The organism is Microbacterium sp. KR10-403 (assembly GCF_040196215.1).
Classification (GTDB): Bacteria; Actinomycetota; Actinomycetes; order Actinomycetales; family Microbacteriaceae; genus Microbacterium.
Genome location: NZ_JBEGDC010000003.1, coordinates 138,335 through 159,557 on the forward strand (window position 1 = coordinate 138,335; position 21,223 = coordinate 159,557).

The 21,223-nt window shown below is 69.5% G+C and carries 22 protein-coding genes and 1 tRNA gene; 11 read left to right on the forward strand and 12 right to left on the reverse strand.

Annotated features, from left to right (window positions below; all coding sequences use genetic code 11):
• Entirely contained in the window at window positions 1–1,191 is a 1,191-nt protein-coding gene (locus tag ABMQ42_RS07410) for an MFS transporter (RefSeq protein ID WP_349722254.1), read from the reverse strand.
• A gap of 71 nt (window positions 1,192–1,262) precedes the next feature.
• Between ABMQ42_RS07410 and ABMQ42_RS07415 the strand changes: the two genes are divergently transcribed.
• Complete coding sequence (locus ABMQ42_RS07415) at window positions 1,263–2,216, forward strand: beta-ketoacyl-ACP synthase 3 (RefSeq protein ID WP_349722255.1); 954 nt, start codon at window positions 1,263–1,265, stop codon at window positions 2,214–2,216.
• An 18-nt stretch (window positions 2,217–2,234) separates the two neighbouring features.
• Here the strand turns inward: ABMQ42_RS07415 and ABMQ42_RS07420 are convergent, their stop codons facing one another.
• Both ABMQ42_RS07420 and ABMQ42_RS07425 read right to left on the reverse strand, forming a co-directional pair.
• Complete coding sequence (locus ABMQ42_RS07420; RefSeq protein WP_349722257.1) at window positions 2,235–3,389, reverse strand: alpha/beta hydrolase; 1,155 nt, start codon at window positions 3,387–3,389, stop codon at window positions 2,235–2,237.
• 77 nt (window positions 3,390–3,466) lie between these two features.
• Window positions 3,467–4,672: an MFS transporter gene (locus ABMQ42_RS07425; RefSeq protein WP_349722259.1), complete on the reverse strand. Its 1,206-nt coding sequence runs from the start codon at window positions 4,670–4,672 to the stop codon at window positions 3,467–3,469.
• 158 nt (window positions 4,673–4,830) lie between these two features.
• On the opposite strand from ABMQ42_RS07425, the gene ABMQ42_RS07430 reads away from it, so the two are divergent.
• Entirely contained in the window at window positions 4,831–5,130 is a 300-nt protein-coding gene (locus ABMQ42_RS07430; protein ID WP_349722260.1) for a hypothetical protein, read from the forward strand.
• Between the two features lie 180 nt (window positions 5,131–5,310).
• On the opposite strand, the gene ABMQ42_RS07435 is transcribed toward ABMQ42_RS07430, so the two are convergent.
• Window positions 5,311–5,384: transfer RNA gene (locus ABMQ42_RS07435), tRNA-Pro, on the reverse strand.
• Window positions 5,385–5,489: 105 nt separating this feature from the next.
• On the opposite strand from ABMQ42_RS07435, the gene ABMQ42_RS07440 reads away from it, so the two are divergent.
• Window positions 5,490–6,077: a GNAT family N-acetyltransferase gene (locus ABMQ42_RS07440; RefSeq protein ID WP_349722261.1), complete on the forward strand. Its 588-nt coding sequence runs from the start codon at window positions 5,490–5,492 to the stop codon at window positions 6,075–6,077.
• Here ABMQ42_RS07440 and ABMQ42_RS07445 read toward each other — a convergent pair.
• Window positions 6,068–7,225 (reverse strand): low temperature requirement protein A, encoded by a 1,158-nt coding sequence (locus tag ABMQ42_RS07445; protein ID WP_349722262.1) that lies wholly within the window; start codon window positions 7,223–7,225, stop codon window positions 6,068–6,070. The genes ABMQ42_RS07440 and ABMQ42_RS07445 overlap by 10 nt on opposite strands.
• Before the next feature lie 23 nt (window positions 7,226–7,248).
• Here ABMQ42_RS07445 and ABMQ42_RS07450 point away from each other — a divergent pair, with 23 nt between their 5' ends.
• From ABMQ42_RS07450 to ABMQ42_RS07460, 3 genes are read left to right on the forward strand one after another with little or no spacing between them, the layout of a single operon-like run.
• Entirely contained in the window at window positions 7,249–7,914 is a 666-nt protein-coding gene (locus tag ABMQ42_RS07450; RefSeq protein WP_349722263.1) for a lysoplasmalogenase, read from the forward strand.
• A complete protein-coding gene (locus ABMQ42_RS07455; RefSeq protein WP_349722264.1) occupies window positions 7,907–8,269 on the forward strand; it encodes an RNA-binding S4 domain-containing protein in 363 nt (120 codons plus the stop codon). Before ABMQ42_RS07450 ends, ABMQ42_RS07455 begins: the two co-directional genes overlap by 8 nt.
• 3 nt (window positions 8,270–8,272) lie before the next feature.
• On the forward strand, window positions 8,273–8,836 hold the full coding sequence (locus ABMQ42_RS07460) for a hypothetical protein (protein ID WP_349722265.1): 564 nt from the start codon (window positions 8,273–8,275) through the stop codon (window positions 8,834–8,836).
• Window positions 8,837–9,102: 266 nt separating this feature from the next.
• Here the strand turns inward: ABMQ42_RS07460 and ABMQ42_RS07465 are convergent, their stop codons facing one another.
• Both ABMQ42_RS07465 and metG read right to left on the reverse strand, forming a co-directional pair.
• Entirely contained in the window at window positions 9,103–9,990 is an 888-nt protein-coding gene (locus tag ABMQ42_RS07465; RefSeq protein WP_349722266.1) for a TatD family hydrolase, read from the reverse strand.
• Between the two features lie 7 nt (window positions 9,991–9,997).
• Window positions 9,998–11,572 (reverse strand): methionine--tRNA ligase, encoded by a 1,575-nt coding sequence (gene metG / locus ABMQ42_RS07470; protein WP_349722267.1) that lies wholly within the window; start codon window positions 11,570–11,572, stop codon window positions 9,998–10,000.
• A 132-nt stretch (window positions 11,573–11,704) separates the two neighbouring features.
• Here metG and ABMQ42_RS07475 point away from each other — a divergent pair, with 132 nt between their 5' ends.
• From ABMQ42_RS07475 to ABMQ42_RS07485, 3 genes are read left to right on the forward strand one after another with little or no spacing between them, the layout of a single operon-like run.
• Window positions 11,705–12,391: a FadR/GntR family transcriptional regulator gene (locus tag ABMQ42_RS07475; protein ID WP_349722268.1), complete on the forward strand. Its 687-nt coding sequence runs from the start codon at window positions 11,705–11,707 to the stop codon at window positions 12,389–12,391.
• On the forward strand, window positions 12,388–12,717 hold the full coding sequence (locus ABMQ42_RS07480) for an L-rhamnose mutarotase (protein ID WP_349722269.1): 330 nt from the start codon (window positions 12,388–12,390) through the stop codon (window positions 12,715–12,717). The genes ABMQ42_RS07475 and ABMQ42_RS07480 overlap by 4 nt, the downstream gene beginning before the upstream one ends.
• Entirely contained in the window at window positions 12,714–13,547 is an 834-nt protein-coding gene (locus ABMQ42_RS07485; RefSeq protein WP_349722271.1) for an amidohydrolase family protein, read from the forward strand. The genes ABMQ42_RS07480 and ABMQ42_RS07485 overlap by 4 nt, the downstream gene beginning before the upstream one ends.
• A 68-nt stretch (window positions 13,548–13,615) precedes the next feature.
• Here the strand turns inward: ABMQ42_RS07485 and ABMQ42_RS07490 are convergent, their stop codons facing one another.
• The 5 genes from ABMQ42_RS07490 to ABMQ42_RS07510 form a co-directional block, all read right to left on the reverse strand.
• Window positions 13,616–14,602, reverse strand: coding sequence for an ABC transporter substrate-binding protein (locus ABMQ42_RS07490; RefSeq protein WP_349722272.1), 987 nt, complete (start codon window positions 14,600–14,602; stop codon window positions 13,616–13,618).
• A 74-nt stretch (window positions 14,603–14,676) separates the two neighbouring features.
• Entirely contained in the window at window positions 14,677–15,696 is a 1,020-nt protein-coding gene (locus ABMQ42_RS07495; protein WP_349722274.1) for an ABC transporter permease, read from the reverse strand.
• Window positions 15,693–17,213 carry a sugar ABC transporter ATP-binding protein gene (locus ABMQ42_RS07500; RefSeq protein ID WP_349722275.1) on the reverse strand — a complete coding sequence of 507 codons (1,521 nt, stop codon included), beginning with the start codon at window positions 17,211–17,213 and terminating at the stop codon, window positions 15,693–15,695. Before ABMQ42_RS07500 ends, ABMQ42_RS07495 begins: the two co-directional genes overlap by 4 nt.
• Window positions 17,210–18,175, reverse strand: a complete 966-nt coding sequence (locus ABMQ42_RS07505; protein WP_349722276.1) for an aldo/keto reductase — start codon at window positions 18,173–18,175, stop codon at window positions 17,210–17,212. The genes ABMQ42_RS07500 and ABMQ42_RS07505 overlap by 4 nt, the downstream gene beginning before the upstream one ends.
• Window positions 18,172–19,464 (reverse strand): L-fuconate dehydratase, encoded by a 1,293-nt coding sequence (locus tag ABMQ42_RS07510; protein WP_349722277.1) that lies wholly within the window; start codon window positions 19,462–19,464, stop codon window positions 18,172–18,174. The genes ABMQ42_RS07505 and ABMQ42_RS07510 overlap by 4 nt, the downstream gene beginning before the upstream one ends.
• A gap of 135 nt (window positions 19,465–19,599) precedes the next feature.
• Here ABMQ42_RS07510 and ABMQ42_RS07515 point away from each other — a divergent pair, with 135 nt between their 5' ends.
• A complete protein-coding gene (locus ABMQ42_RS07515; RefSeq protein ID WP_349722278.1) occupies window positions 19,600–20,463 on the forward strand; it encodes a fumarylacetoacetate hydrolase family protein in 864 nt (287 codons plus the stop codon).
• Between the two features lies 1 nt (window position 20,464).
• A complete protein-coding gene (locus ABMQ42_RS07520; RefSeq protein ID WP_349722279.1) occupies window positions 20,465–21,220 on the forward strand; it encodes an SDR family NAD(P)-dependent oxidoreductase in 756 nt (251 codons plus the stop codon).
• Window positions 21,221–21,223: the final 3 nt, after the last annotated feature.

Below are 21,223 nucleotides of genomic sequence, written 5' to 3' on the forward strand. Positions count from 1 at the left end.
TCACCGACGCTGCGGGCGCCCCGTCAGCACGCCCGCGAACGCGATCGCGACGACGCCGGCGATCGGCACGACGAGCAGGCCCACGCGCAGACCCGCGTGGTCGGCGATGAGGCCGACGAAGGGCGGCGAGAGCAGGAACCCCAGTCGCAGCAGCCACGACAGCATCGTGAGGCCTGCGCCGTGCCGCAGTCCAGGCAGCGTGTCGGCCGCCTGCAGCGCCGCGGGGATCAGGGTGGCCGTGCCGAACCCCGCGATCGCGAAGCCGATGATCGTGCCGGGAACCGTCGGGAACGCCAGCGCCTGCCCCATGCCGACCGCGATGAGCAGGCCGCCCACGCGTGCGACCGCGCGCTGGCCGAACCGGTCGACGAAGCGATCGCCGATCATACGCCCGACGAACTGCGCGCCGACGAGGGCGATGTAGCCGGTGGCGGCGAGCGCGGCAGGAGCCGCGAGCGAGGTCGAGAGATACAGCGTCGCCCACGACATTCCTGCGTCTTCGACCACGGCGCCGGCGATCGCGATCAGCGTGAGGGCGGCGATGACGGCGATCGTGGTGATCGGGATGCGGCGGGCCTGTGTCTGGTCGCTCGTGACCGGGGCCGCGGCATCCCCCGCCTCATCACGACCCGGAAGGCACAGCCGGTGCGCGACGAGGGCGACGACGCAGAAGACCAGCGCCGAGATCGAGAGGTGGATGCCGAGCGGCACGTGCAGCGCGATGGCGCCGGCCGCCATCGAACCGCCGATGACGGCGCCCACCGACCAGATGGCGTGGAACGAGTTGATGATCGAGCGGCCATATCCGCGCTGCACGCGCAGGCTGTGCGCGTTCTGACCGACGTCGGTGATCGCGTCGGCCGCACCGCCGACGAAGAGGGCGAGGGCGAACAGGACGGCGCTCGGCGCGATGCCCGCGCTCAGCAGACACACACTGGTGATCACTGTGCCGATGACGGCGACGTGCGCCGAACCGAACCGGCGGATCAGCGCTGCGGCGGCGAGGCCCGCGGTGATCGCGCCCGCAGGGAAAGCGGCGACGGCGAGGCCGTAGGAGGTGGCATCCATCCCCAAGGCCGACTTGATCTCGGGGTACCGCGGCAGGATGTTCGCGTACAGTGCGCCGTTGGTCAGGAACAGCATCGCCACCCCGACGCGGGCACGGCGGAGAGCGGGCGGTGCAGGGGGCATGGGACGAGCCTATGCGGCGCGCGTTTCGCAGATGCCCCCGCGGGCATGAACGGCGCAGTAGCGTGTGGCCCATGAAGGATCTTCAGCGTCGCGGATCGCGTCTTCTCGGTTTCGGCCACTTCCAGCCCGAGCGTGTGCTGACCAACGACGAGTTGGCGACCATGGTCGAGACCAGTGACGAGTGGATCAGGGAGCGCACCGGCATCCGCGAGCGGCACATCGCCGGACCCGACGACAGCGTGGCCTCGATGGCGGCGGCGGCCGGACGCGCGGCGCTGGATGACGCGGCTGTGTCATCCGTGGACCTCGTGATCGTGGCATCCACCACCGCCACCGATCGCAGCCCGAACACCGCCGGCCGCGTGGTCGCCGAGCTGGGACTGGACGGGGCCGCCGCGATCGACGTGAACACGGCGTGCTCGGGCTTCGAGTACGCGCTGGGCGTGGCAGATCAGGCCGTTCGCGCGGGTTCCGCCGACACGGCGCTCGTCATCGGCTCAGAGACGCTCAGCGCCATCACCGACTGGACCGACCGGTCGACGTGCGTGCTGACGGCCGACGGCGCCGGGGCTGTGGTCATCGGGGCCGCGGATGAGTCGGGCATCTCCCCCGTGGTGTGGGGCACGGTGCCCGGGCTGACCGAGGCGGTGAAGGTGAGCGGCGATCCGCAGCGGTTCTCCCAGGACGGGCGGCAGATCCTGCGGTGGGCATTGAAGGATGCCACGGGCATCGCCGAGCGCGTGCTCGAGGTCGCGGGGGTCACGCGGGAGGAGATCGACGTGTTCGCATTCCATCAGGCGAACCTGCGGATCATCGAGCCGCTCGCCCGGTCCCTCGGCGTCACCGACCGCCAGATCGTGATCCACGACGTCGAGGTGTCGGGCAACACGTCGGCCGCCTCGGTGCCGCTCGGTCTCTCGAAGGCGTGGCACCGCGGCGAGCTGCCCCGCGGCGCGAAGGCGATGCTGTTCGGGTTCGGCGGCGGCTTCGCGTATGCCGGGCAGGTGGTGGAGCTACCGCGCTGACCGCGCGCGACCTTCTGGTCAACGATCGGCGAGCACCCGCGCGGTGAACGCATCGACCCCGTCGACGACCGCCTCGAAACGGGCCGAGTGGAAGACGTCGAAGGAGTGCTGACCGCCCGGAAGCTCGGCGTAGACGACGGTGCCACCCGCTTCTTCGAGTCGGGCGGCGAAGTCGCGCGCGCCTTCGACCGTGCCCCAGCCGTCGCTCGTGCCGTGTGCGATGAAGACCGGCGGGGCGCCCGTGCGCAGATACCCCTGCGGCTGAAGCGGTGACGTCTGCGCCGGCGGCGCGCCGAAGTAGTGCCCGTAATAGCCGTAGAGGAGGACGGCCCCGGTCACGGTCGTGTCGACGGACTCGAAGCCGGGCTGGAACATCGGATCGTTGGGAGTGAACGCGCACACGCCCGCGATGTTCGCACCCGCCGAGCTGCCGGCGACGAACAGCCGCGACAGATCGGCACCATAGGTCGCGCCGTGCTCACGGACCCACGCGATGACCTTCTTGCCGTCGATCTGGTGGTCGGGAAAGCTCGCTTCGGGGCGCAGCCGGTAGTTGGCGCTGATGCACACCCATCCCCGGTGGGCGAGCCAGGTCAGGAGCGGGCGGGCCTCGCGGCTCTTCTTGCCCGACGTGAATCCGCCGCCATGGAAGTAGATCAGCACCGGCGCGTTCTGCGGCGCATCGCGTCGGCGATAGACGTCGAGCAGGTTCTGGCGCCCGGCATCGCCGTAGCTGATGTTCGAGATCCGCTCGACATCGGCCCGTGACCGCACGAACGGCAGCAGAATGATGCGCAACCATGGACGATGCCTGCGCAGCGGCGCGTGCACCTGTTGCCGCCATTGCGGGCCCCAGTGCCGCTCGAGCGCCGCCCGCACGGCACGATCGCTGAGCACTCCGCGCCAGGCCGCGACGACGAGCCCCACGATGACCAGAAGCGCAACGGCGCCGGTGATCCGGCCCGCGGGCGAGGCAAGGTCGCCTTCGGCGGCGGCGAGCGCCGTGGCCGCGAGGAGGAAGAGGATCGCGAGGAACGGCAGCTCGTTCACCACCATGCCGAAGAACCAGCTCATCTTCGCGAGCAGATTCGGGCGGCGGGGCGCCACGACCGCGAAGAACGTGCACCACCCCACGATCACCACGGTGATGATGTAGCCGATGGGCCAGGTCATGGTCGGCGGTCCTCTCCTGTGCCGGGGCGCGGACCAGCCACGCTACCGTGCACCTCCGACGTCGCGAGGGGCGCCGCTTATCGCGAGCGCTCGACGAGCCGGTTGAGCCGCTCGGACATCACCAGGCCCAGCGCGACCAGGAGAAGCAGCGTGAGCGGGAGGATCCAGAGACCCGTCCATCCCGAGATCGCACCGAACGCAGGCGGCGCGAGCGTCGAACCCGCGTAGGCCGCGGCCATCTGGATGCCGATGATGGCCTGCGAGTTGCGACGACCGAAGTTGACCGGGGTGGAATGGATGATCGCCGGGTAGATCGGAGCCGCGCCGAGGCCCGCCACCACAAGTCCGGCGAGCGCGACGACGTTCGTCGGCAGCGGGAGGGCGAGCATGACCACACCTGCCCCGATGGCCACGAACCCTCCGCGGATGAGCAGTCGGTCGCCGATGCGATCGGCCACGAAGCCGGCGAGGAAGCGGCCCGCCGTGATGCCCAGGAGGAAGAGCGAGGCGAACGCGGCGGCCGTCGCCGGGGCGACGCCGCGCGCGTCGACCAGGTACGTCGACGCCCACAGGATCGCCGTGCTCTCCAGTGCGCAGTATGCGAAGAACGCCGCGAGGATGAGGGTGACACCCGGTATCCGCAGCGCCTGGGCCAAGGAGACGTGCGACCGAGTCTCGCCGGAGTGGTCGGCCGCGGCATCCTGATCCGGCTCGTTCTTCACACTGCGGGCAGCGTGCACCCTGCCCCACAGCGGCAGGCTGACCAGCAGCGCGAAGGTGAGCGCGGCCTGGATCACGCCCACCGTGAGGTACGCGCCCGACCACCCCAGGCCGGCGCTGATCGCGTGGCTCATGATGAACGGGCTGATCGAGGCGCCGACGCCCCAGAAGCTGTGCAACCAGTTCATGTGCCGCGCGGCGTAGTGCAGCGCGACGTAGTTGTTGAGTGCGGCATCCACCGCTCCCGCGCCCAACCCGTACGGGATGGCCCAGAGGCACAGCATCCAGAACTGTCCCGAGACCGAGAACCCCACCAGAGCCGCCGCGGTCATGCCGACGCTGACCGCGGTGACCAGACCCGCGCCGAACCGGCGGGTGAGGCGCTCGGAGGCGAGGCTGGAGAGCACGGTGCCTGCGGCGATGATCATCGTCAGGATGCCGGCGAAGCCGACGGGCACGCCGAGGTCGCGCTGCATGACCGGCCATCCGGCGCCCAACAGCGAGTCGGGCAGGCCCAGGCTGATGAACGCGAGGTAGATGATCGCGAGGAGGAGCGAGTACACGGCGGGCGGAGCGGCCTTTCACGGCAGAGTTCGGCGGCGCGTGACGGAGGCGCCCTGAACGATCATCGTCTCGATTCGATCTTCCCAGCGCTCGGGTCGGCGGCGCCAGGTTCTGTCCAGGCCGGATCGGTAAAATAGAGGCTGGAGGGAGACCCCCGATGAGCACCGAGATCCTCCCCGACCAGGGCACCCGTATCGACCGCCGTCGTGACGCCGAAACGACCGTCGTCGAGTACGCGGACTTCCCCACCGACGGCATCCACGGCGTGCACGTGGAGTGCCAGCGGTATGCCCCGTTCAAGACGACCTGGTGCGGCATCGCCGTCGAAGATTCCGGCTATGCGGGCGACTCGGCAGATGCTTCGGCGACCGCGTGCCCCGCCTGTGATGCCGCGAAGAAGTGCCCGGTGTGCGGTGTCGTGATGCTGTACACCGTCACGGAGCTTCTGCGGGCGTAGAGCGGGCGGCGTCGGAACGCGCGCTTTCTGGCCCTGAGGGGCACGCAGGGGGCATATGACAAAGGCCTGATGATCCGATTCCTCGTCTTACCAGGGATCTTCGTCGGGATGCGCCCGACCTTGATCAGCGCGAGTAATGAGGAGAGGGCCCGCCTTTCGGCGGACCCTCTCCTCATTCCGTCGGGATGACAGGATTTGAACCTGCGACCCCCTGACCCCCAGTCAGGTGCGCTACCAAGCTGCGCCACATCCCGATGCCCACCGGAGCAGGCAACTCGTCCATCTTAGCCGGTCCGAGCGGGTGCCGCGAACCGCGGCATCCCTTGTCGATGTCCGACCCCGCTCGTACGGTGGACCGCATGTCCACGATCACGATCGAGCCCGCGACGCAGCAGCGGTTCGCGGACACCGAACACGCCCTCACCGGCGGAGGCGACGGCGCCTCGTGCCAGTGCCAATGGTGGCTCATGACGAACAGCGAGTTCGACCACACCACCCGCAAAGAGAAGGAAGAGCGGCTGCGCATCGAACTCGGCACCACTCCCGCGCCCGCCCTCATCGCGTACGTCGACGGCGTGCCGGCCGGCTTCGTGCGCGTCGGGCCCCGCACGAAGCAGCCCAAGCTCGCACGCACGCGCTCATTCAAGCCGTCGCCGAGTCCGTGGGACGACCCCGACGTCTGGGCGGTGACGTGCTTCGTCGTGCGCCGCGAGTTCCGCAACCAGGGATTGAACAGGAAGCTGCTGGATGCCGCGATCTCCCACGCGCGCGCGAACGGGGCGCGTGTGCTCGAGGCGTATCCGAGCGACCCGAACGCGAAGAAGATCCCCACGAACGACCTCTTCATCGGGGTGCTGTCGACGTTCCTGGCGGCCGGCTTCCACGAGGTCGTCGAACGCCCCGCCCCGCACCGCACCATCGTGCAGCTGGAGCTGACTCAGGCCTGATGTCGCGTATCCGCCTCGACGGCGACCACGGCCAGCGCGAGCAGCACGGCGGTGGCGGCGAGGGATGCCGGGGGCACGAGCGCCGACACGATGACGAGCACCGCCAGCCCGATCACCACGGCCGACGTCGCGCGAGAGACGACTGGGCGCAGCATGACGAGCCACATCGCGAGCATGAACGCCGCCACGGGAACCGTGAGCACGAACGATGCGGTCGACGCCGACAGTGCGGTGTGGCCGGTCGCGACATCCACTCCCGCTCCGATGCCGGCCGACACGGCGCCCGCCGCCGCGAAGACGACGTAGTGCGCATAGCCGAACCCGAAGCCGCGATCGATGTCGGCCAGGCGCGGCCCCTGCTCACGCTCGAAGTAGAGCCACCACATGCCCGCCGCGATCGCCAGCCCGGCGGCGGCCAGCCCCACGAGCGCGAGGACATGAGCGCCCTGGCCGCGCGCCTGGAAGATCGCCGTCGCCGAGGCCAGCACACTCTCACCGAGGACGATGAGGGTGAAGCACCCGTACCTGTCGGCGATGTGATGGGGATGCCACGCGGTCCGCCCCTGACGCTCGGCGACCACCGGCACCATCACCTCGGCGACCACGAGCACGAAGAACGTCACGAACTGCCAGGTCGTGTCGAGCAGGTAGAGCCGGGCGACCCAGAGCACCTGCACGATCGCGATGCCGACGGCGAAGAACAGGGCGGTACGGCGCGATGCGGGATCGGATGCCGCCGCCCTCAGCCACTGCCCCACCATGGCCAGCCGCATGATGACGTAACCCCAGGTGACGAGCGTCAAGTCATACGTCGCCATCGCATCGTGCACGCCCGCCGCCAGAACGAGCACGCCGCCCATCTGCGCGATCGTCATGACGCGGTACGCCCAGTCGTCGGTGTCGAACGCGGAGGCGAACCAGGTGAAGTTCATCCACGCCCACCAGATCGCGAAGAACACCATGAGGTACGACAGGGCGCCCTGAGCGACATGCCCCTCGCTGACGAGCTCGTGCAGGCTGTCGGAAGCCTGCGAGACCGCCACGACGAACACGAGGTCGAACAGCAGCTCGAGCGGCGACGCGACCCGGAATGCCTGCGTGCGGTCACGCGCCACCATGCGGCGCAGGCCCGCGTGCGATTCGCTCACGGTGTGAGCATACGATGGACGACATGCCGACGCGGACGTCCACCACCCCGAGCGTGGCGGGCTTCCTCCCGTACGCGGTCGTCGCCTCGCTGCAGGTCATCGCCCTCTGGATCGGCGACGGCGGTGTCGCCCTGGTCACCAAGCTGCTGCTCATGCCGCTGCTGGCCGTAGGCGTCCTCTGGGCACGACGGCTGCGAGGCGCGCCCCTCGTGCTGCTGCTCGTGGCCATCGGTTTCTCGTGGCTCGGTGACGGCACGGCGCAGTTCTTCCCGTGGCTGCCGAACCTGCCGATGATGCTCCTGTTCTTCGGGATCGCGCACCTCGCCTACATCTGGCTGTTCCAACGCCACCTCGCCGTGCGACGTGTGCCGGCGTGGGCCCTCGTCTACGTGGCCTGGTGGGTCGGGATGCTGCTGGTGCTGTGGCCGCATCTCGGCGATCTGCGCTGGGCCGTCGCCGCCTATGGTCTCGTGCTCGGTGGAACCGCGGCATCCACCGCCCGCGGCGTCCCGATGGTGACGCTCGGCGGCGCGTTCTTCCTGTGCTCCGACACCGTGCTGGCCTTCCGGCTATTCATCCCCGACGCAATGCCGTGGTGGACGAGCCCGCTCGTGATGCTGACCTACTGCCTCGGGCAGGGCCTGATCGCCGCCGGCGTCGTGAGCAGGAAGAAGGCGCGCCGTGGCTGAGTCGGTGAGGGTGGATGCCTGGCTCTGGGCCGTCCGCGTGTACAAGACGCGGTCCGCGGCCACGACGGCATGCCGCGCGGGGCATGTGCGCGTCAACGGCGAGCGAGTCAAGGCCGCGCAGGCCGTGCGCCCGGGCGACGAGCTGCGGGTGCGGATCGCAGGGTTCGACCGGACGCTCATCGTGCGGCAGCCCATCGCCAAGCGCGTGGGCGCGGCGATCGCGGCGACCGCGATGGAGGACCGGACTCCCCCGCGCGAGCCGGCGCCGAAATTCGCGCAGCGCGATCGCGGCGCGGGCCGGCCGACAAAGCGCGAACGGCGCGAAATCGATCGGCTGCGGGGGCGGGAGCTGTAGCCGATGCGCGAGGTCTTTCATGTGCGCACGCCGCTGGCGCCGGGCACGGATGCACTGCTGCCGCTCGACGCACTGCGCACGCTCGACCCGCCTGCCTATGCGCGCGCGATCGCGAAATACGATGACACGCCCGAGCGGCGGCGGCTGCGCGACACCGTCGTGCCGCTCATCGCGAAGCGATGGACCGAGGTCGTTTTCCTCTCCCCCGTGCATCCGCATGCGACGTGGCGCGCCTGGCGCGAGATCAGCGGGCGCGCACTGCCCCCGGTCGAGTTCTGGGCGATTCCGGTAGATGACGTGCCGTCCGACGCCGTCGTCTTCGACCGGCGGCGCAGTCTCGTCGGCGATCCGATCGACGTGCGGGACGTGGCATCCCTCGATCCAGCGACTTATGAGACGGGAATGGAAGTGCCGCCGGCAAACCGTGAGTGGCTCGAGAACCTCGCCGCCGCCGGGCACTCCGGTGCCTGGTTCAACCTGATCCCGCACGTGCTGACCGCGGGGCCGGTGCCGCTCACTCACGCACGGGTCATCTCGTGGAACGACGGGTTCGGCGGGCGGATCTGAGGACACCGTTGCACGGCGCTGTGTGGCATCCTCGGGGCGCCTTCGCTCAGCGGCTGTCTCTCACAGAGTTCGGAGGGTCGCGGCAAGTGCGGATGCTTTCGCCGATTCGCTCCGAAGTTGGTGAGATGTTCCGAAGCCTGTGAGTGCTCGACGCGCCTCGGCGACGGGACGGTGATCTCGGCGCACAAGCGCGACGCGCGACCTCGCGAAGACGCGTGCGACCTCGCGAGAAACCGTGCGACCTCGCGAGAAGAGGGAGAGCGGGGTCAGGACGTGAACGTGCCGTAGACGCGCTCGGTGGTGGCGGCGAGCTGCGCGCAGAGGTCGTCGACGTCCATCCCGCGCTCGGCGGCCATGAAGCGCACGGTCACCGGCACGAGATACGGGGCGTTCGGGCGGCCGCGCAGCGGCGACGGCGTCAGGAACGGCGCGTCGGTCTCGACCATGATGCGATCGAGGGATGCCACGGCCAGCGCATCGCGCAGATTCTGGGCGTTCTTGAACGTGATGTTTCCGGCGAACGAGAGGTAGTAGCCGCGCTCGGTCGCGTACCGCGCCATGTCGGCATCGCCTGAGAAGCAGTGGAAGACGGTCTTCTCGGGAGCTCCGACCCGCTCCAGCGTCTCGAACACCGCCTGGTGCGCATCGCGATCGTGGATCTGCATCGCGATGTCATGCTTCTTGGCCAGCGCGATGTGCGCCTCGAACGACCGGAACTGTGCGTCCCGGCCCTCTTCGCCGGTGCGGAAGAAGTCCAGCCCGGTCTCACCGATGGCCCGCACGCGCGGCTGCGCGGCGAGCTCGTCGATCACCGCGATCGCCTCGTCCAGGCGGCCCGCGGCGTCGTACTCCGGCGCCTCGTTCGGGTGGATGGCGACGGCCGCCAACACGCGCGGGTGGCGGGATGCCGCATCCGCCGACCACCGGCTCGAATCGATGTCGCCACCGGCCTGCACGACGCCCGCGATGCCCACCGCCAGCGCACGGTCGAGCTGTTCGTCGAGCGAGAACCCGCCCTCGTCGCCGTCGGCGATCTCGAGGTGGCAGTGGTTGTCGTAGACGGGCACGGCCAACGGCTCGGGAGCCGGCGGGTACGAGACGTCGCGCGAGCCCTTCTCGCGTTGACGGACGTAGTTCGACGGGTCGTCGGGCATCAGAGCATCAGGCCTGCTCGACGCGCGGGAACAGCGGCGCGAGCCCGTTCACCGAGGTGCCGGGCTTGAGGATGCCCCAGTCTCCGGCTTCGCGGATACCCTGCTCCTGCAGTCGGCCCAGCGACTCGGCGGCCCCGAGGGCGATCCAGAGCTTCTCGGTCGCGATCGGCATCACCGGCGAGAGCAGCACCGCGAGCGCCCGCAGACCCTCGGCGGCGGTATACAGCACCGTACCCAGGCGCTCGCGCTGCGCGTCGTCCTTGGCCAGCGCCCACGGCTCGTTGTCGGTGATGTAGCCGTTGAGCTCATCGACGATCGTCCAGATCGCGGTGATCGCCTCGTCGATGCGGAAGCGCTCGATCGCCGCATCGGCGGCGGCCGCGGCATCCCGCACCGTCTTCTGCACGGCCAGGTCGCCCTCGGCGTACTCGCCGGGTGCGGGCACGATGCCCTCGAAGTAGCGCTCGATCATCGCGGTCGTGCGCGAAGCGAGGTTGCCGAAGCCGTTCGCGAGCTCGGCCTGGTAGCGGGCCGACAGGTCTTCCCACGAGAACGATCCGTCATGTCCGAACGGAATCGCGGAGAGGAAGTAGAAGCGGTACGCGTCGGAGCCGAACACGTCGGTGATCTCGGTGGGCGCGATGCCGGTGAGCTTCGACTTCGACATCTTCTCGCCGCCGACCAGCAGCCAGCCGTGCGCGAAGACGCCGCGCGGCACCTCGAGACCGGCAGCCATGAGCAGGGCCGGCCAGATGACGGCGTGGAAGCGCAGGATGTCTTTGCCCACCACGTGGTAGGCCGGCCAGCGGCGCTGGAAGTTCTCTTCGTCGGTGCCGTAGCCGATCGCCGTGACGTAGTTCAGGAGCGCGTCGACCCACACGTAGATGACGTGCGAGTCGTCCCACGGCACCTTGATGCCCCAGTCGAACGTCGAACGCGAGATCGACAGGTCCTTCAGGCCCTGCTTCACGAACGACACGACCTCGTTGCGCGCCGAATCGGGGCGCACGAAGTCGGGCTCGGTCTTGTAGAGCTCGAGCAGCTTGTCCTGGAACTCGCTGAGCTTGAAGAAGTAGTTCTTCTCCTGCAGCAGCTCGAGCGGCTTGGAGTGGATCGCGCAGACCTTGAGCCCCTCGAAGGGCCCCGTGCCGTCGACGATCTCGGACTCGGGCTTGAACTCCTCGCAGCCCACGCAGTACAGCGCCTCGTACTCCCCCGCGTAGATGTAGCCGCGGTCGTACAGCGCCTGGAAGAACGCCTGCACGGCCTCCTCATGGCGCGGCTGGGTCGTGCGGATGAAGTCGTCGTTCGCGACGTCGAGCGTCTTCAGGAGCGGGAACCAGCTCTCGGCGACGAGCTTGTCGACCCACTGCTGCGGCGTCACGCCGTTGGCCGCTGCGGCCCGCAGCATCTTCTGGCCGTGCTCGTCGGTGCCTGTCAGCATCCAGGTGTCGTCACCGCCCTGCCGATGCCACCGTGCGAGAGTGTCGACGGCGACACTCGTGTAGCCGTGCCCGATGTGCGGAAGGTCGCTCGGGTAGTAGATCGGCGTCGTGATGTAGAAGGAGCCCGCGGAAGTCACCCGACAAGTCTAGATTGAGCGGATGCCGCGGCCCGACGTGTGACCGGGGGTGCCCCGCGCGCGTGCGGAATTCGGCGAAATGTCACATTCAGACATCCGATGTTTGGCCGGTTCTGTCGCTACGATGTCGTCATGGCCGTGACCGACGATGCCATTCTGCGCATCAAAGAGATGATCGTTTCGGGCGAGCTGCACCCCGGCGACCGCCTGCCCCCGGAGAAGGAGCTCGGCGAGCGCCTCGGCGTCTCGCGCAGTTCGCTGCGGGAGGCGGTCAAAGCGCTGGAGGTGATCCGGGTGCTCGACGTGCGCCGCGGCGACGGCACCTACGTCACCAGCCTCGAGCCGCGCCTGCTGATGGAGGCCATGAACTTCGTCGTCGACCTTCACACCGACCAGTCGGTGCTGGAGATCTTCGCCGTCCGCCGCATCCTCGAGCCCGCCGCCACGGGCATGGCCGCCGCCCGGCTCGACGACGAGCAGCTCGCCCGCCTCGAGGCGCTGCTCGCCGAGACCGACGCCGCGGCATCCATCGAATCGCTCGTCGAGCACGACCTGGCCTTTCACCAGGCGATCGTCGAGGGTGCCGGCAACGAGTACCTCAGCCGCCTCGTCGAGTCCATGCAGTCGGGCACGCAGCGCGCGCGCGTCTGGCGGGGCCTCACCCAGCACGACGCGGCCGGGCGCACGATCGCCGAGCACCGGGCGATCCTCGATGCGCTGCACGAGCATGATGCCGAGCTGGCGTCGGCGCTCGCGCTCTCACACATCGCCGGTATCGAACGATGGCTGCGCGAGGCATCGGAGGGATCCCGCTCATGAGGGTTGCCCTGCACTCGGTCATCGTCGACGGCTCGGTCGACGACTACCGCGCCGAGCACGCCCGCGTGCCCGACGAGCTCGCCGCACTCTTCGAGCGGGCCGGCATCCGCGACTGGACGATCTGGCGCAGCGGCGACCGCCTGTTCCACGTCGTCGACTGCGACGACTGGGAGCACGCGATGCAGGTCGTCAAGGGCGACCCCGCCGACGACCGCTGGCAGGCGCACATCGGCCGCTTCGTGGCCGGGTTCCGCGGCCCCGACGGCGAAGACGCGTACGCGCCGCTCGACGAGGTCTGGTCGCTCGCGCGGCAGGTCGGCGCGTGAGCCTGCTCGACGCGCACGTGCACGTGTGGGACACGTCGGTGCTCGACTACCCCTGGCTCGCGGGCGTGCCGGCGCTCCCACGCCGCGCACTGCCCGCCGACGTCGATCGCGCCGACGGTCGCACGACGCGCATGATCTTCGTGGAGGCCGACCGTGCCCCCGACCGGGGGCTCGCCGAAGCGGAGTGGGTGGATGCCGCGGACTGGCCCGAATTGGCGGGAATCGTCGCGTTCGCCGACCTGACGGCATCCCCCGATCTCGACGCCCTCGCCGCGGTCGACCGCGTCGTCGGGGTGCGGTACTCGCTGCAAGACATCCCTGTCGAGCACTGGAACGTGCCCGCCCTCGCCGACGGGCTGCGCGAGCTGGCACGTCGCGGCCTGACCTTCGACGCGTGCGTGCGCCACCCGCAGCTGCCCGCGCTGGCCGCGCTGCTCGAGCAGTCGCCGGAGACACACGTCGTGCTCGACCACCTGGGCAAGCCGCCGCTCGACGCCGGCCTCGACAGTGACGACGGCCGGGCCTGGCACGACGCGCTGCACCGCCTCGCAGCCCTGCCGAACGCGCACGTCAAACTGTCGGGGCTGGCAGCGGAGACGCAGGATGCCGCAGCCTACGCCCGACACGCCGACGCGTACATCGCGGTCGGCGTCGAGGAGTTCGGCGTCGACCGCGCGATGATCGGGAGCGACTGGCCGGTCTCGGCGCGAACAGGCGTCGGGACGACCATGGCTGCCTGGGCCGATCGGGTGCGCGGGGCGACGGCGGTTGACGACGAGGACTGGGCGCACATCGCCGAGGAGACTGCGGCCCGGTTCTACGGCGTGTGAGCCGCGGCATCCCACCCACACGAGAAAGAGGGGACGGCCGAAGCCGCCCCCTCTCCCCGATCGGGACGTCACTCGTAGAGGACGGCCTGGATCTTCTCGTCGTCGATGTTGCTCTGGTCGTACCAGTAGAACCCGGTGTCGATGGTCTTCGGCAGCTCCTTGCCGTCGAGCGCCTGGACGGCCGCCTTCACCGTCTCGTAGCCGATGCCGATCGGGTTCTGGGTGATGGCGCCGAGCATGAGACCGTCGTTGATGGCGTCGATCTGGGCCTTGCCCGAGTCGAAGCCGACGATGGCGAGCGTGCCCTTGTCGATCCCGAGCTCCTTCACGCCCTGCACGACGCCGATCGCCGAGCCCTCGTTCGAGCCGTAGATGCCCTTGAGGTTCGGGTGCGCGGCGATGAGCGCCTTGGTGAGGTCGGCCGACTTCGCCTGGTCGCCGCCGCCGTACTGGATGTCGACGATCTTGATGTTCGGCTCGTTCTTCTCCATGTACTCGACGAAGCCGTCGCGGCGGTCCTTGCCGGTCACCGATGTCTGGTCGTGCACGACCAGCGCGACCTCGCCTTCGTGATCGATCGCATCGGCCATGTGCTTGGCGGCCTCTGCGGCGGCGGCCTTGTTGTCGGTCGCAGCAGTGGTCAACGGGATGTCGCTGTCGACACCCGAGTCGAAGGCGATGACCGGGATGTTCTGATCCTGGGCCTGCTGCAGCAGGGGTGCTGCGGCCTGGCTGTCGAGAGCCGCGAAGCCGAGTGCTGCGGGCTGCTTGTCGAGGGCGGTCTGCAGCATCTGGATCTGCTGGTCGACGTTCGACTCGGTGTCCGGGCCCTCGAACGAGATCTCGACGTCGAACTCGTCGGCGGCCTGTTCGGCGCCCTTCTTCACTGCCTGCCAGAACTGGTGCTGGAAGCCCTTCGAGACCAGGGCGATGTACGGCTTGTCGCCGTTCGCGGCGTCGCCGCCGCCGTTGCCGCTGTCACCGGCGCAGCCGGCCAGCGCGATCGCCGCGGCCGTCAGGCCGACGACGGCGCCGAGCATACGCTTCTTCCACATGTGAACTCCTTTGTCGGTGTGTCGGGATTGCATGTTGCAGGTTGCCCCGGAGGGCGGATGCCCCGCGGGGCGTCTCAGGCCCGCCGGCGGCGCAGCATGTCGAGGTAGACCGCGATGAGCACCACGATCCCGACGACGACGCTCTGCCATTCCTGCGGAACGGAGATGATGCGGAGGCCGTTGGTGAGAACGGCCATGATGAGGGAGCCGATGACGGTACCCACGATCGAGCCCTTGCCCCCTTGCAGGGAGGTGCCGCCGATGACGACGGCCGCGATGGCGAGCAGCTCGATGCCCATGCCGCCGGTCGGCTGCGCCGACGAGAGGCGCGACGCCGACAGCACGCCGGCGAGGCCGACGAAGAGGCCTGCGAGCGTGTAGATCGTGATCTCCCACCGCTTCACGTTCACGCCGGAGAGTGCGGTGGCCGAGCGGTTCGAGCCGATCGAGAACGTGTAACGCCCCAGGATCGTCTTCGACAGCACGACCGCGGCGACCGCGATGGCGACGATGAAGATCACGACGCCCATGGGGAAGCGCATGCCGGGGATGATCGACAGATTCATGATCTTCTGGAAACCGGGGTGCTCGGTGAAGTAGATGGGCTTCGTGCCCGAGATCACGAGCGACAGACCGGATGCCACGAGCATCATCGCCAGCGTCGCGATGAACGACGGGATGCCGAGGATCGAGACGTTCACTCCGTTGATGAGCCCGATCAGCCCGCCGAAGAGGATCGTCGCGATCACGCCGAGCCACAACGGCCAGCCCCAGTAGGTCAGGAAGACACCCGCCATCACACCGCACAGGATCATGCCGGTGCCGATCGACAGGTCGATGCCACCGGTGATGATCACGAAGGTGGTGCCGAGCGCCAGGATGCCCGTGGTCGTGGCCGCCACGAGGATCGAGAGCAGGTTGTTCGCGGTGAAGAAGACCGGGCTCGCGATCGAGAAGAAGATGAGGATCAGCACCAGGCTGACGCCGGCCAGCAGCTGCTGGATCGAACCGCGCAGCCGGGCGAAGCGCGGGCCGCCCTTCTCGATCGCTCGGAAGGCCGTCGTCGACGGCGTGGTCTCGGGCTGCGTGGTCATCGGGCGACCGTCCCTTCTGCACTGAAGCGGGTGGCATGTTCCATGAGGTTCTCCTGCGTGGCATCGGCGTTCTCGAGCACGGCGGTGAGCCGGCCCTCGGCCATGACCGCGATGCGATCGGCGAGCCGCAGCACCTCGGGCAGCTCGGACGAGATCATGACGATGGCCTTGCCGGAGGCCGCCAGCTCGCGCAGCAGGCCATAGATCTCCTCCTTGGCCCCGACGTCGATGCCCCGGGTCGGCTCGTCGAAGATGAGGATGTCGCAATCCTTCACGAGCCACTTGGCGATGACGACCTTCTGCTGGTTGCCGCCGGAGAGGTTCTGCACCAGCTGCGCGGTCGAGGGCGTCTTGATGCGCAGCTTGTCGACGTACTCGCGTCCGACCTGCTCGATATGCCGCTCGCGGACGAACCCGCCGGCGCTGAAGTCGTCGCTCAGCGCCGACAGCGCGATGTTCTCGCGCACGCTGCGCTCGAGCAGCACGCCGAGCTGCTTGCGGTCTTCGGAGAGGTAGCCGATGCCGTGCCGCGCGGCCTCGGCCGGGCTGGAGATCGACACCTCGGCGCCGTGCACGCGGATGACGCCGGTGGTCTTCCGGTCGGCGCCGACCACGGCGCGGGCGACCTCGGTGCGCCCGGCGCCCATCAGCCCCGCGAAGCCGAAGATCTCGCCCTTGCGCACCTCGAAGCTGACGTCCCGCAGCAGGTGCTTGGTCGACAGCCCCTCGACGGCGAGGGCGATCTCTCCGTCGTGGCCGGATGCCGCGGGCCGCGCCTCGCCCTGGATCGTGCGGCCCACCATCATCGAGATGACCTCGCGCTGGCTCGTCGCCGCGGTGTCGACGGTGCCGACGTAACGGCCGTCGCGCAGCACCGTGATGCGGTCCGAGATGCGCTCGAGCTCCTGCATCCGGTGCGAGATGTAGATGACGCCGTGCTCGGTCGAGCGGAAGCGCTCGATGAGCTGGAAGAGCACGTCGACCTCGGCGTCGTTGAGCGCCGCGGTCGGCTCGTCCATGATGAGCACCTTCGCGTCGAACGACAGCGCCTTGGCGATCTCGACCATCTGCTGGCGTGCGACGGTGAGGTTCTCGACGCGCTCGGCCGGGTCCAGGGCCAGCCCGAGGTCGTCGAACAGCTTCTGCGCGCGACGGTTGAGCGCGCGATCGTTGAGGAACACGCCGCCCGAGGCACGCTCACGCCCGATGAAGATGTTCTGCGCGACGGTGAGGTCGGTCATCAGGTTGAACTCCTGATGGATGATCGCGATGCCCTGTTCCTGCGCGTCGCGGGGCCCGGCCACGTGCAGCTCTTCGCCGTTGAGCCGGAACCGGCCCGCGTCGGGGGTGTAGATGCCCGCCAGCAGCTTCATGAGCGTGGACTTGCCCGCGCCGTTCTCGCCCACCAGCGCCAGCACCTCGCCGTGGCGCAGCGTGAAGTGCACATCGTCGAGCGCCTTCACGCCCGGAAAGCCCTTGGAGACGCCCTCGGCCTCCAGCAGCAGTGTCTCGCTCACACCCCGACCTCCTCGTCGATGGACTCGAGTTCGGCCCACCGCGCCTCCGGCACCTCCGCCGCGATGCGGGCCAGGTTCTCCGTGACGGCCGAGGCGCGCGCCGTGCCGACCACCACCGCCACGACCTGCGGCAGTCGGAGCGGAAAGTGCAGTGCCGCCGTCGGCAGGTCGATGCCGTGCCGCTCGCAGACCGCGGCCATCCGCTCGACCCGGTCGACCAGCTCGGGCCCCGCGGGCAGGTAGTCGTACAGTGCACCGGGCGCGGGCCGGCGCGTGGCCAGCAGGCCCGAGTTGAACGGGGATGCCGCCACGATCCGGGTGCCGCGGCGCACGCATTCCGGGATCAGCGCATCGAACCCGTGCGGCCGCAGCAGACTGCATCGCCCCGCGACCATGACGATGTCGAGATCGGCCTCACGCACGGCCCGGGCCGCCACCTCGGCGTCGTTCACGCCCACGCCGATCTCGCCGATCAGCCCCTCCGAGCGCAGCTGCTCAAGCGCCGGCAGCCCTTCACCGAGGCCGCGCTCGAGGTCGTAGACATCGGGGTCGTGCAGGTACGCGATGTCGATGCGGTCGAGCCCGAGCCTGGACAGCGACTCCTCCAGGCTGCGACGGATCCCGGCGAGCGACGGGTCGAACCGCCGGACGAGGTCGTCGGGAACGTCGAAGTCGAAGGCGAGGTCGCGCCCTCCGGCGAAGTCGGGGTTGGGCTCGAGCAGCCGCCCGACCTTCGTCGACAGCACGAACTCGTCGCGCGGCCTCGTGCGCAGGTAGGCGCCCAATCGCTTCTCGCTGAGCCCGAGGCCGTAGTGCGGGGCGGTGTCGAAGTAGCGGATGCCGCCGCGCCAGGCGGCATCCATCGCCTCCCACGCCTGCTGATCGGAGACGGTGCGGTACAGATTGCCGATGGATGCCGCCCCGAAGCCGAGCGGGTTCAGCCCCGCATCGCCCGGCGTCATGCGGCGACCTCCGCGCGCCAGGTGAACTCGGCGATCGAGGCCGGAAGCATCTCGCCGCCGGCGCCCGGCGCCTCGGGCACGAGGTACCGGCCGCGCTCGATGACGGTCGGGGTCACGAAGTGCTCGTGCAGGTGGTCGACGTACTCGATCATGCGGCCGTCCATGGTGCCCGAGACCGCGACGAAGTCGAACATCGACAGGTGCTGCACCCGCTCGCACAGCCCGACGCCGCCCGCGTGCGGGCACACCGGCACGCCGAAGCGGGCGGCCAGCAACAGGTGCGCGATGTTCTCGTTGACCCCGCCCACCCGCGTCGCATCGATCTGCATGACGTCGATCGCCTCTGCCTGCAGCAGCTGCTTGAAGATCACCCGGTTCTGCGCGTGCTCGCCGGTCGCGACGCGCACCGGCGCGACCCCGCGGGCGATCGCCGCGTGCCCGAGCACGTCGTCGGGGCTCGTGGGCTCCTCGATCCAGGCCGGATCGAACGGCGCCAGCGCGTTGACCCAGGCCACGGCATCCGGAACATCCCAGCGCTGGTTCGCGTCGATCGCGATCGGGAAGTGCTCCCCCACGCACTCACGGGCGATGCGCATGCGGCGCAGGTCGTCGTCCAAGTCGGCGCCCACCTTGAGCTTGATCTGCCCGAAGCCCTCGGCGACGGCCTCGCGGCACAGGCGCGCGAGCTTCTCGTCGGAGTAGCCCAGCCAACCCGGCGACGTCGTGTAGGCCGGATAGCCGCTCTCACGCAGCTGCGCGATGCGCTGTGCGCGCCCGGGCTCGGCGGCGCGCAGGATCTGCAGCGCCTCGTCGGGCGTGAGCGCATCGCTCAGGTAGCGGAAGTCGACGAGCGAGACGATCTCTTCGGGCGACAGGCTCGCCAGGTGCAGCCACAGCGGCTGACCGGCGCGCTTGGCACGCAGATCCCACAGCGCATCGACGACGGCGCCGATCGCCATGTGCATCACGCCCTTCTCGGGGCCCAGCCAGCGCAGCTGCGAATCGCCGATCAGGCGCTGCGATGCCGCGCCCATGTCGCCCAGGAGCGCGTCGACGTCCTGCCCGATCAGGTAGGGCTTCAGCGCCTCGAGCGCCGCCGTCTGCACGTCGTTGCCACGACCGATCGTGAAGACGAAGCCGTGTCCTTCCAGGCCGTCGCCCGCATCCGTGCGCACGATGAGATAGGCCGCGGAATAGTCGGGGTCCGGGTTCATCGCGTCGGAGCCGTCGAGGCTGAGCGACGTGGGGAACCGGATGTCGAACGTGTCGACGGCAGTGATGACGGCCATGTCTTCCTTTCGGGACTGCTGAAGTCCGAGAATAAAGGTCGGATGTCTGCTCGTCAAGATACCCCGAATATGCAACAATCGTGACTGTGGAGCCGCCCATGCGACTTCAGAGTTCTGACCTTACGAAGGATGCTCATGCGTTTCGCTCGCCTCGGCCCCCGCGGCCGTGAGGTCCCCGTCGTCGTGGACGGCGACCGGTTCCTCGACCTGACCTCGGTCACCGCCGACATCGACGGCGCCTTCTTCGAGAACGGGGGTGTCGAGCGCGCACGCGAGGCCGCGGCATCCGGCTCCCTCCCCGCCCTGCCCGATGCGGCGACGCAGCGCATCGGCGCACCGGTCGCGCGACCCTCGGCCGTGTACTGCATCGGCATGAACTACGCCGCCCATGCGGCCGAGAGCGGCAGCGAGCCGCCCGAGCACATGGTCATGTTCATGAAGTCGCCCAACACCGTGGTCGGCCCCGATGACGACGTCGAGATCCCGGTGGGCAGCACCAAGACCGATTGGGAGGTCGAGCTGGCCATCGTGATCGGCGCACGCGCGCAGCGCCTGCGCTCGACCGCCGACGCGGCCGCCCACATCGCCGGGTACGCGCTGGGGAACGACCTGTCGGAGCGCGACTGGCAGATGGCCGTGTCGGGCGGGCAGTGGTCGAAGGGCAAGTCGGCACCCGGCTTCCTGCCGCTCGGGCCGTGGCTGGTGACGCCGGACGAGGTGGATGCCGCGGATGTGCGGCTGCGCTCGTGGGTCAACGACGAGCCGCGTCAGGACTCGCGCACCTCCGACCTCATCTTCCCGATCGATCACATCGTCTGGGAGCTCAGCCAGTACCTGACCCTCGAACCCGGCGATGTGATCCTCACGGGTACGCCCGAGGGCGTCGCGCTGTCAGGCCGCTTCCCGTACCTGTCGGTCGGCGACGTCGTCGAGATGGAGATCGAGGGGCTCGGCCGCCAGCGCCAGCAGTACATCGCCGTGCGCGCGGAGGAGGACTGACATGACCGGACCCCTGGACGGCCTCGTCGCCGTCGTCACCGGCGGCGCGTCGGGCCTGGGCGCGGCGATCGCGTCGCGCCTGCGCAGCGATGGCGCGCGCGTGGTGGCGTTCGACGTGAACCCGGATGCCGCGACCGATGTCGACCTCGCCGTGGCTGTGGACGTCACCGACGACGCATCGGTGATCGCCGGCGTGGAGCGCGTGGTCGCCGAGCTCGGCGGCATCGACATCCTCGTGAACAACGCCGGGATCGGCGCCCAGGGCGACGTCACCGTCAACAGCGACGACGAGTGGCACCGGGTGTGGGACATCAACGTGGTCGGCATGGCGCGGGTCATGCGCGCCGCCCTCCCCCACCTGCGGCGCTCGAGCGCGGCGGCGGTGTGCAACACCTCCTCGATCGCGGCGACCGCGGGCCTGCCCCAGCGCGTGCTGTACAGCGCCACGAAGGGGGCCGTGCTGTCGATGACGAAGGCGATGGCCGCCGATCACCTCGCCGAGGGCATCCGCGTCAACGCGGTCAACCCGGGCACCGCCGACACCCCGTGGATCGGGCGCCTGCTGGGAGCTGCCGACGACCCGGCGGCCGAGCGGGCCGCGCTCGAAGCGCGGCAGCCGCACGGCCGCCTGGTCTCACCCGACGAGGTCGCCGACGCGGTCGCCTACCTCGTCGGGCCGCACGCCCGGTCGACGACCGGCATCGGGCTGGCCGTCGACGGGGGCATGCAGGAGCTGCGGCTGCGCCCGCGGGGCTGATCG

Excerpts from the sequence above, each read along its gene's own strand:
- ABMQ42_RS07410 (WP_349722254.1), bottom strand. The coding sequence starts at position 1,191 with ATGCCCCCTGCACCGCCCGCTCTCCGCCGTGCCCGCGTCGGGGTGGCG.
- ABMQ42_RS07415 (WP_349722255.1), top strand. The coding sequence starts at position 1,263 with ATGAAGGATCTTCAGCGTCGCGGATCGCGTCTTCTCGGTTTCGGCCAC.
- ABMQ42_RS07420 (WP_349722257.1), bottom strand. The coding sequence starts at position 3,389 with ATGACCTGGCCCATCGGCTACATCATCACCGTGGTGATCGTGGGGTGG.
- ABMQ42_RS07430 (WP_349722260.1), top strand. The coding sequence starts at position 4,831 with ATGAGCACCGAGATCCTCCCCGACCAGGGCACCCGTATCGACCGCCGT.
- ABMQ42_RS07440 (WP_349722261.1), top strand. The coding sequence starts at position 5,490 with ATGTCCACGATCACGATCGAGCCCGCGACGCAGCAGCGGTTCGCGGAC.
- ABMQ42_RS07450 (WP_349722263.1), top strand. The coding sequence starts at position 7,249 with ATGCCGACGCGGACGTCCACCACCCCGAGCGTGGCGGGCTTCCTCCCG.
- ABMQ42_RS07460 (WP_349722265.1), top strand. The coding sequence starts at position 8,273 with ATGCGCGAGGTCTTTCATGTGCGCACGCCGCTGGCGCCGGGCACGGAT.
- ABMQ42_RS07465 (WP_349722266.1), bottom strand. The coding sequence starts at position 9,990 with ATGCCCGACGACCCGTCGAACTACGTCCGTCAACGCGAGAAGGGCTCG.
- ABMQ42_RS07475 (WP_349722268.1), top strand. The coding sequence starts at position 11,705 with ATGGCCGTGACCGACGATGCCATTCTGCGCATCAAAGAGATGATCGTT.
- ABMQ42_RS07480 (WP_349722269.1), top strand. The coding sequence starts at position 12,388 with ATGAGGGTTGCCCTGCACTCGGTCATCGTCGACGGCTCGGTCGACGAC.
- ABMQ42_RS07490 (WP_349722272.1), bottom strand. The coding sequence starts at position 14,602 with ATGTGGAAGAAGCGTATGCTCGGCGCCGTCGTCGGCCTGACGGCCGCG.
- ABMQ42_RS07495 (WP_349722274.1), bottom strand. The coding sequence starts at position 15,696 with ATGACCACGCAGCCCGAGACCACGCCGTCGACGACGGCCTTCCGAGCG.
- ABMQ42_RS07505 (WP_349722276.1), bottom strand. The coding sequence starts at position 18,175 with ATGACGCCGGGCGATGCGGGGCTGAACCCGCTCGGCTTCGGGGCGGCA.
- ABMQ42_RS07510 (WP_349722277.1), bottom strand. The coding sequence starts at position 19,464 with ATGGCCGTCATCACTGCCGTCGACACGTTCGACATCCGGTTCCCCACG.
- ABMQ42_RS07515 (WP_349722278.1), top strand. The coding sequence starts at position 19,600 with ATGCGTTTCGCTCGCCTCGGCCCCCGCGGCCGTGAGGTCCCCGTCGTC.
- ABMQ42_RS07520 (WP_349722279.1), top strand. The coding sequence starts at position 20,465 with ATGACCGGACCCCTGGACGGCCTCGTCGCCGTCGTCACCGGCGGCGCG.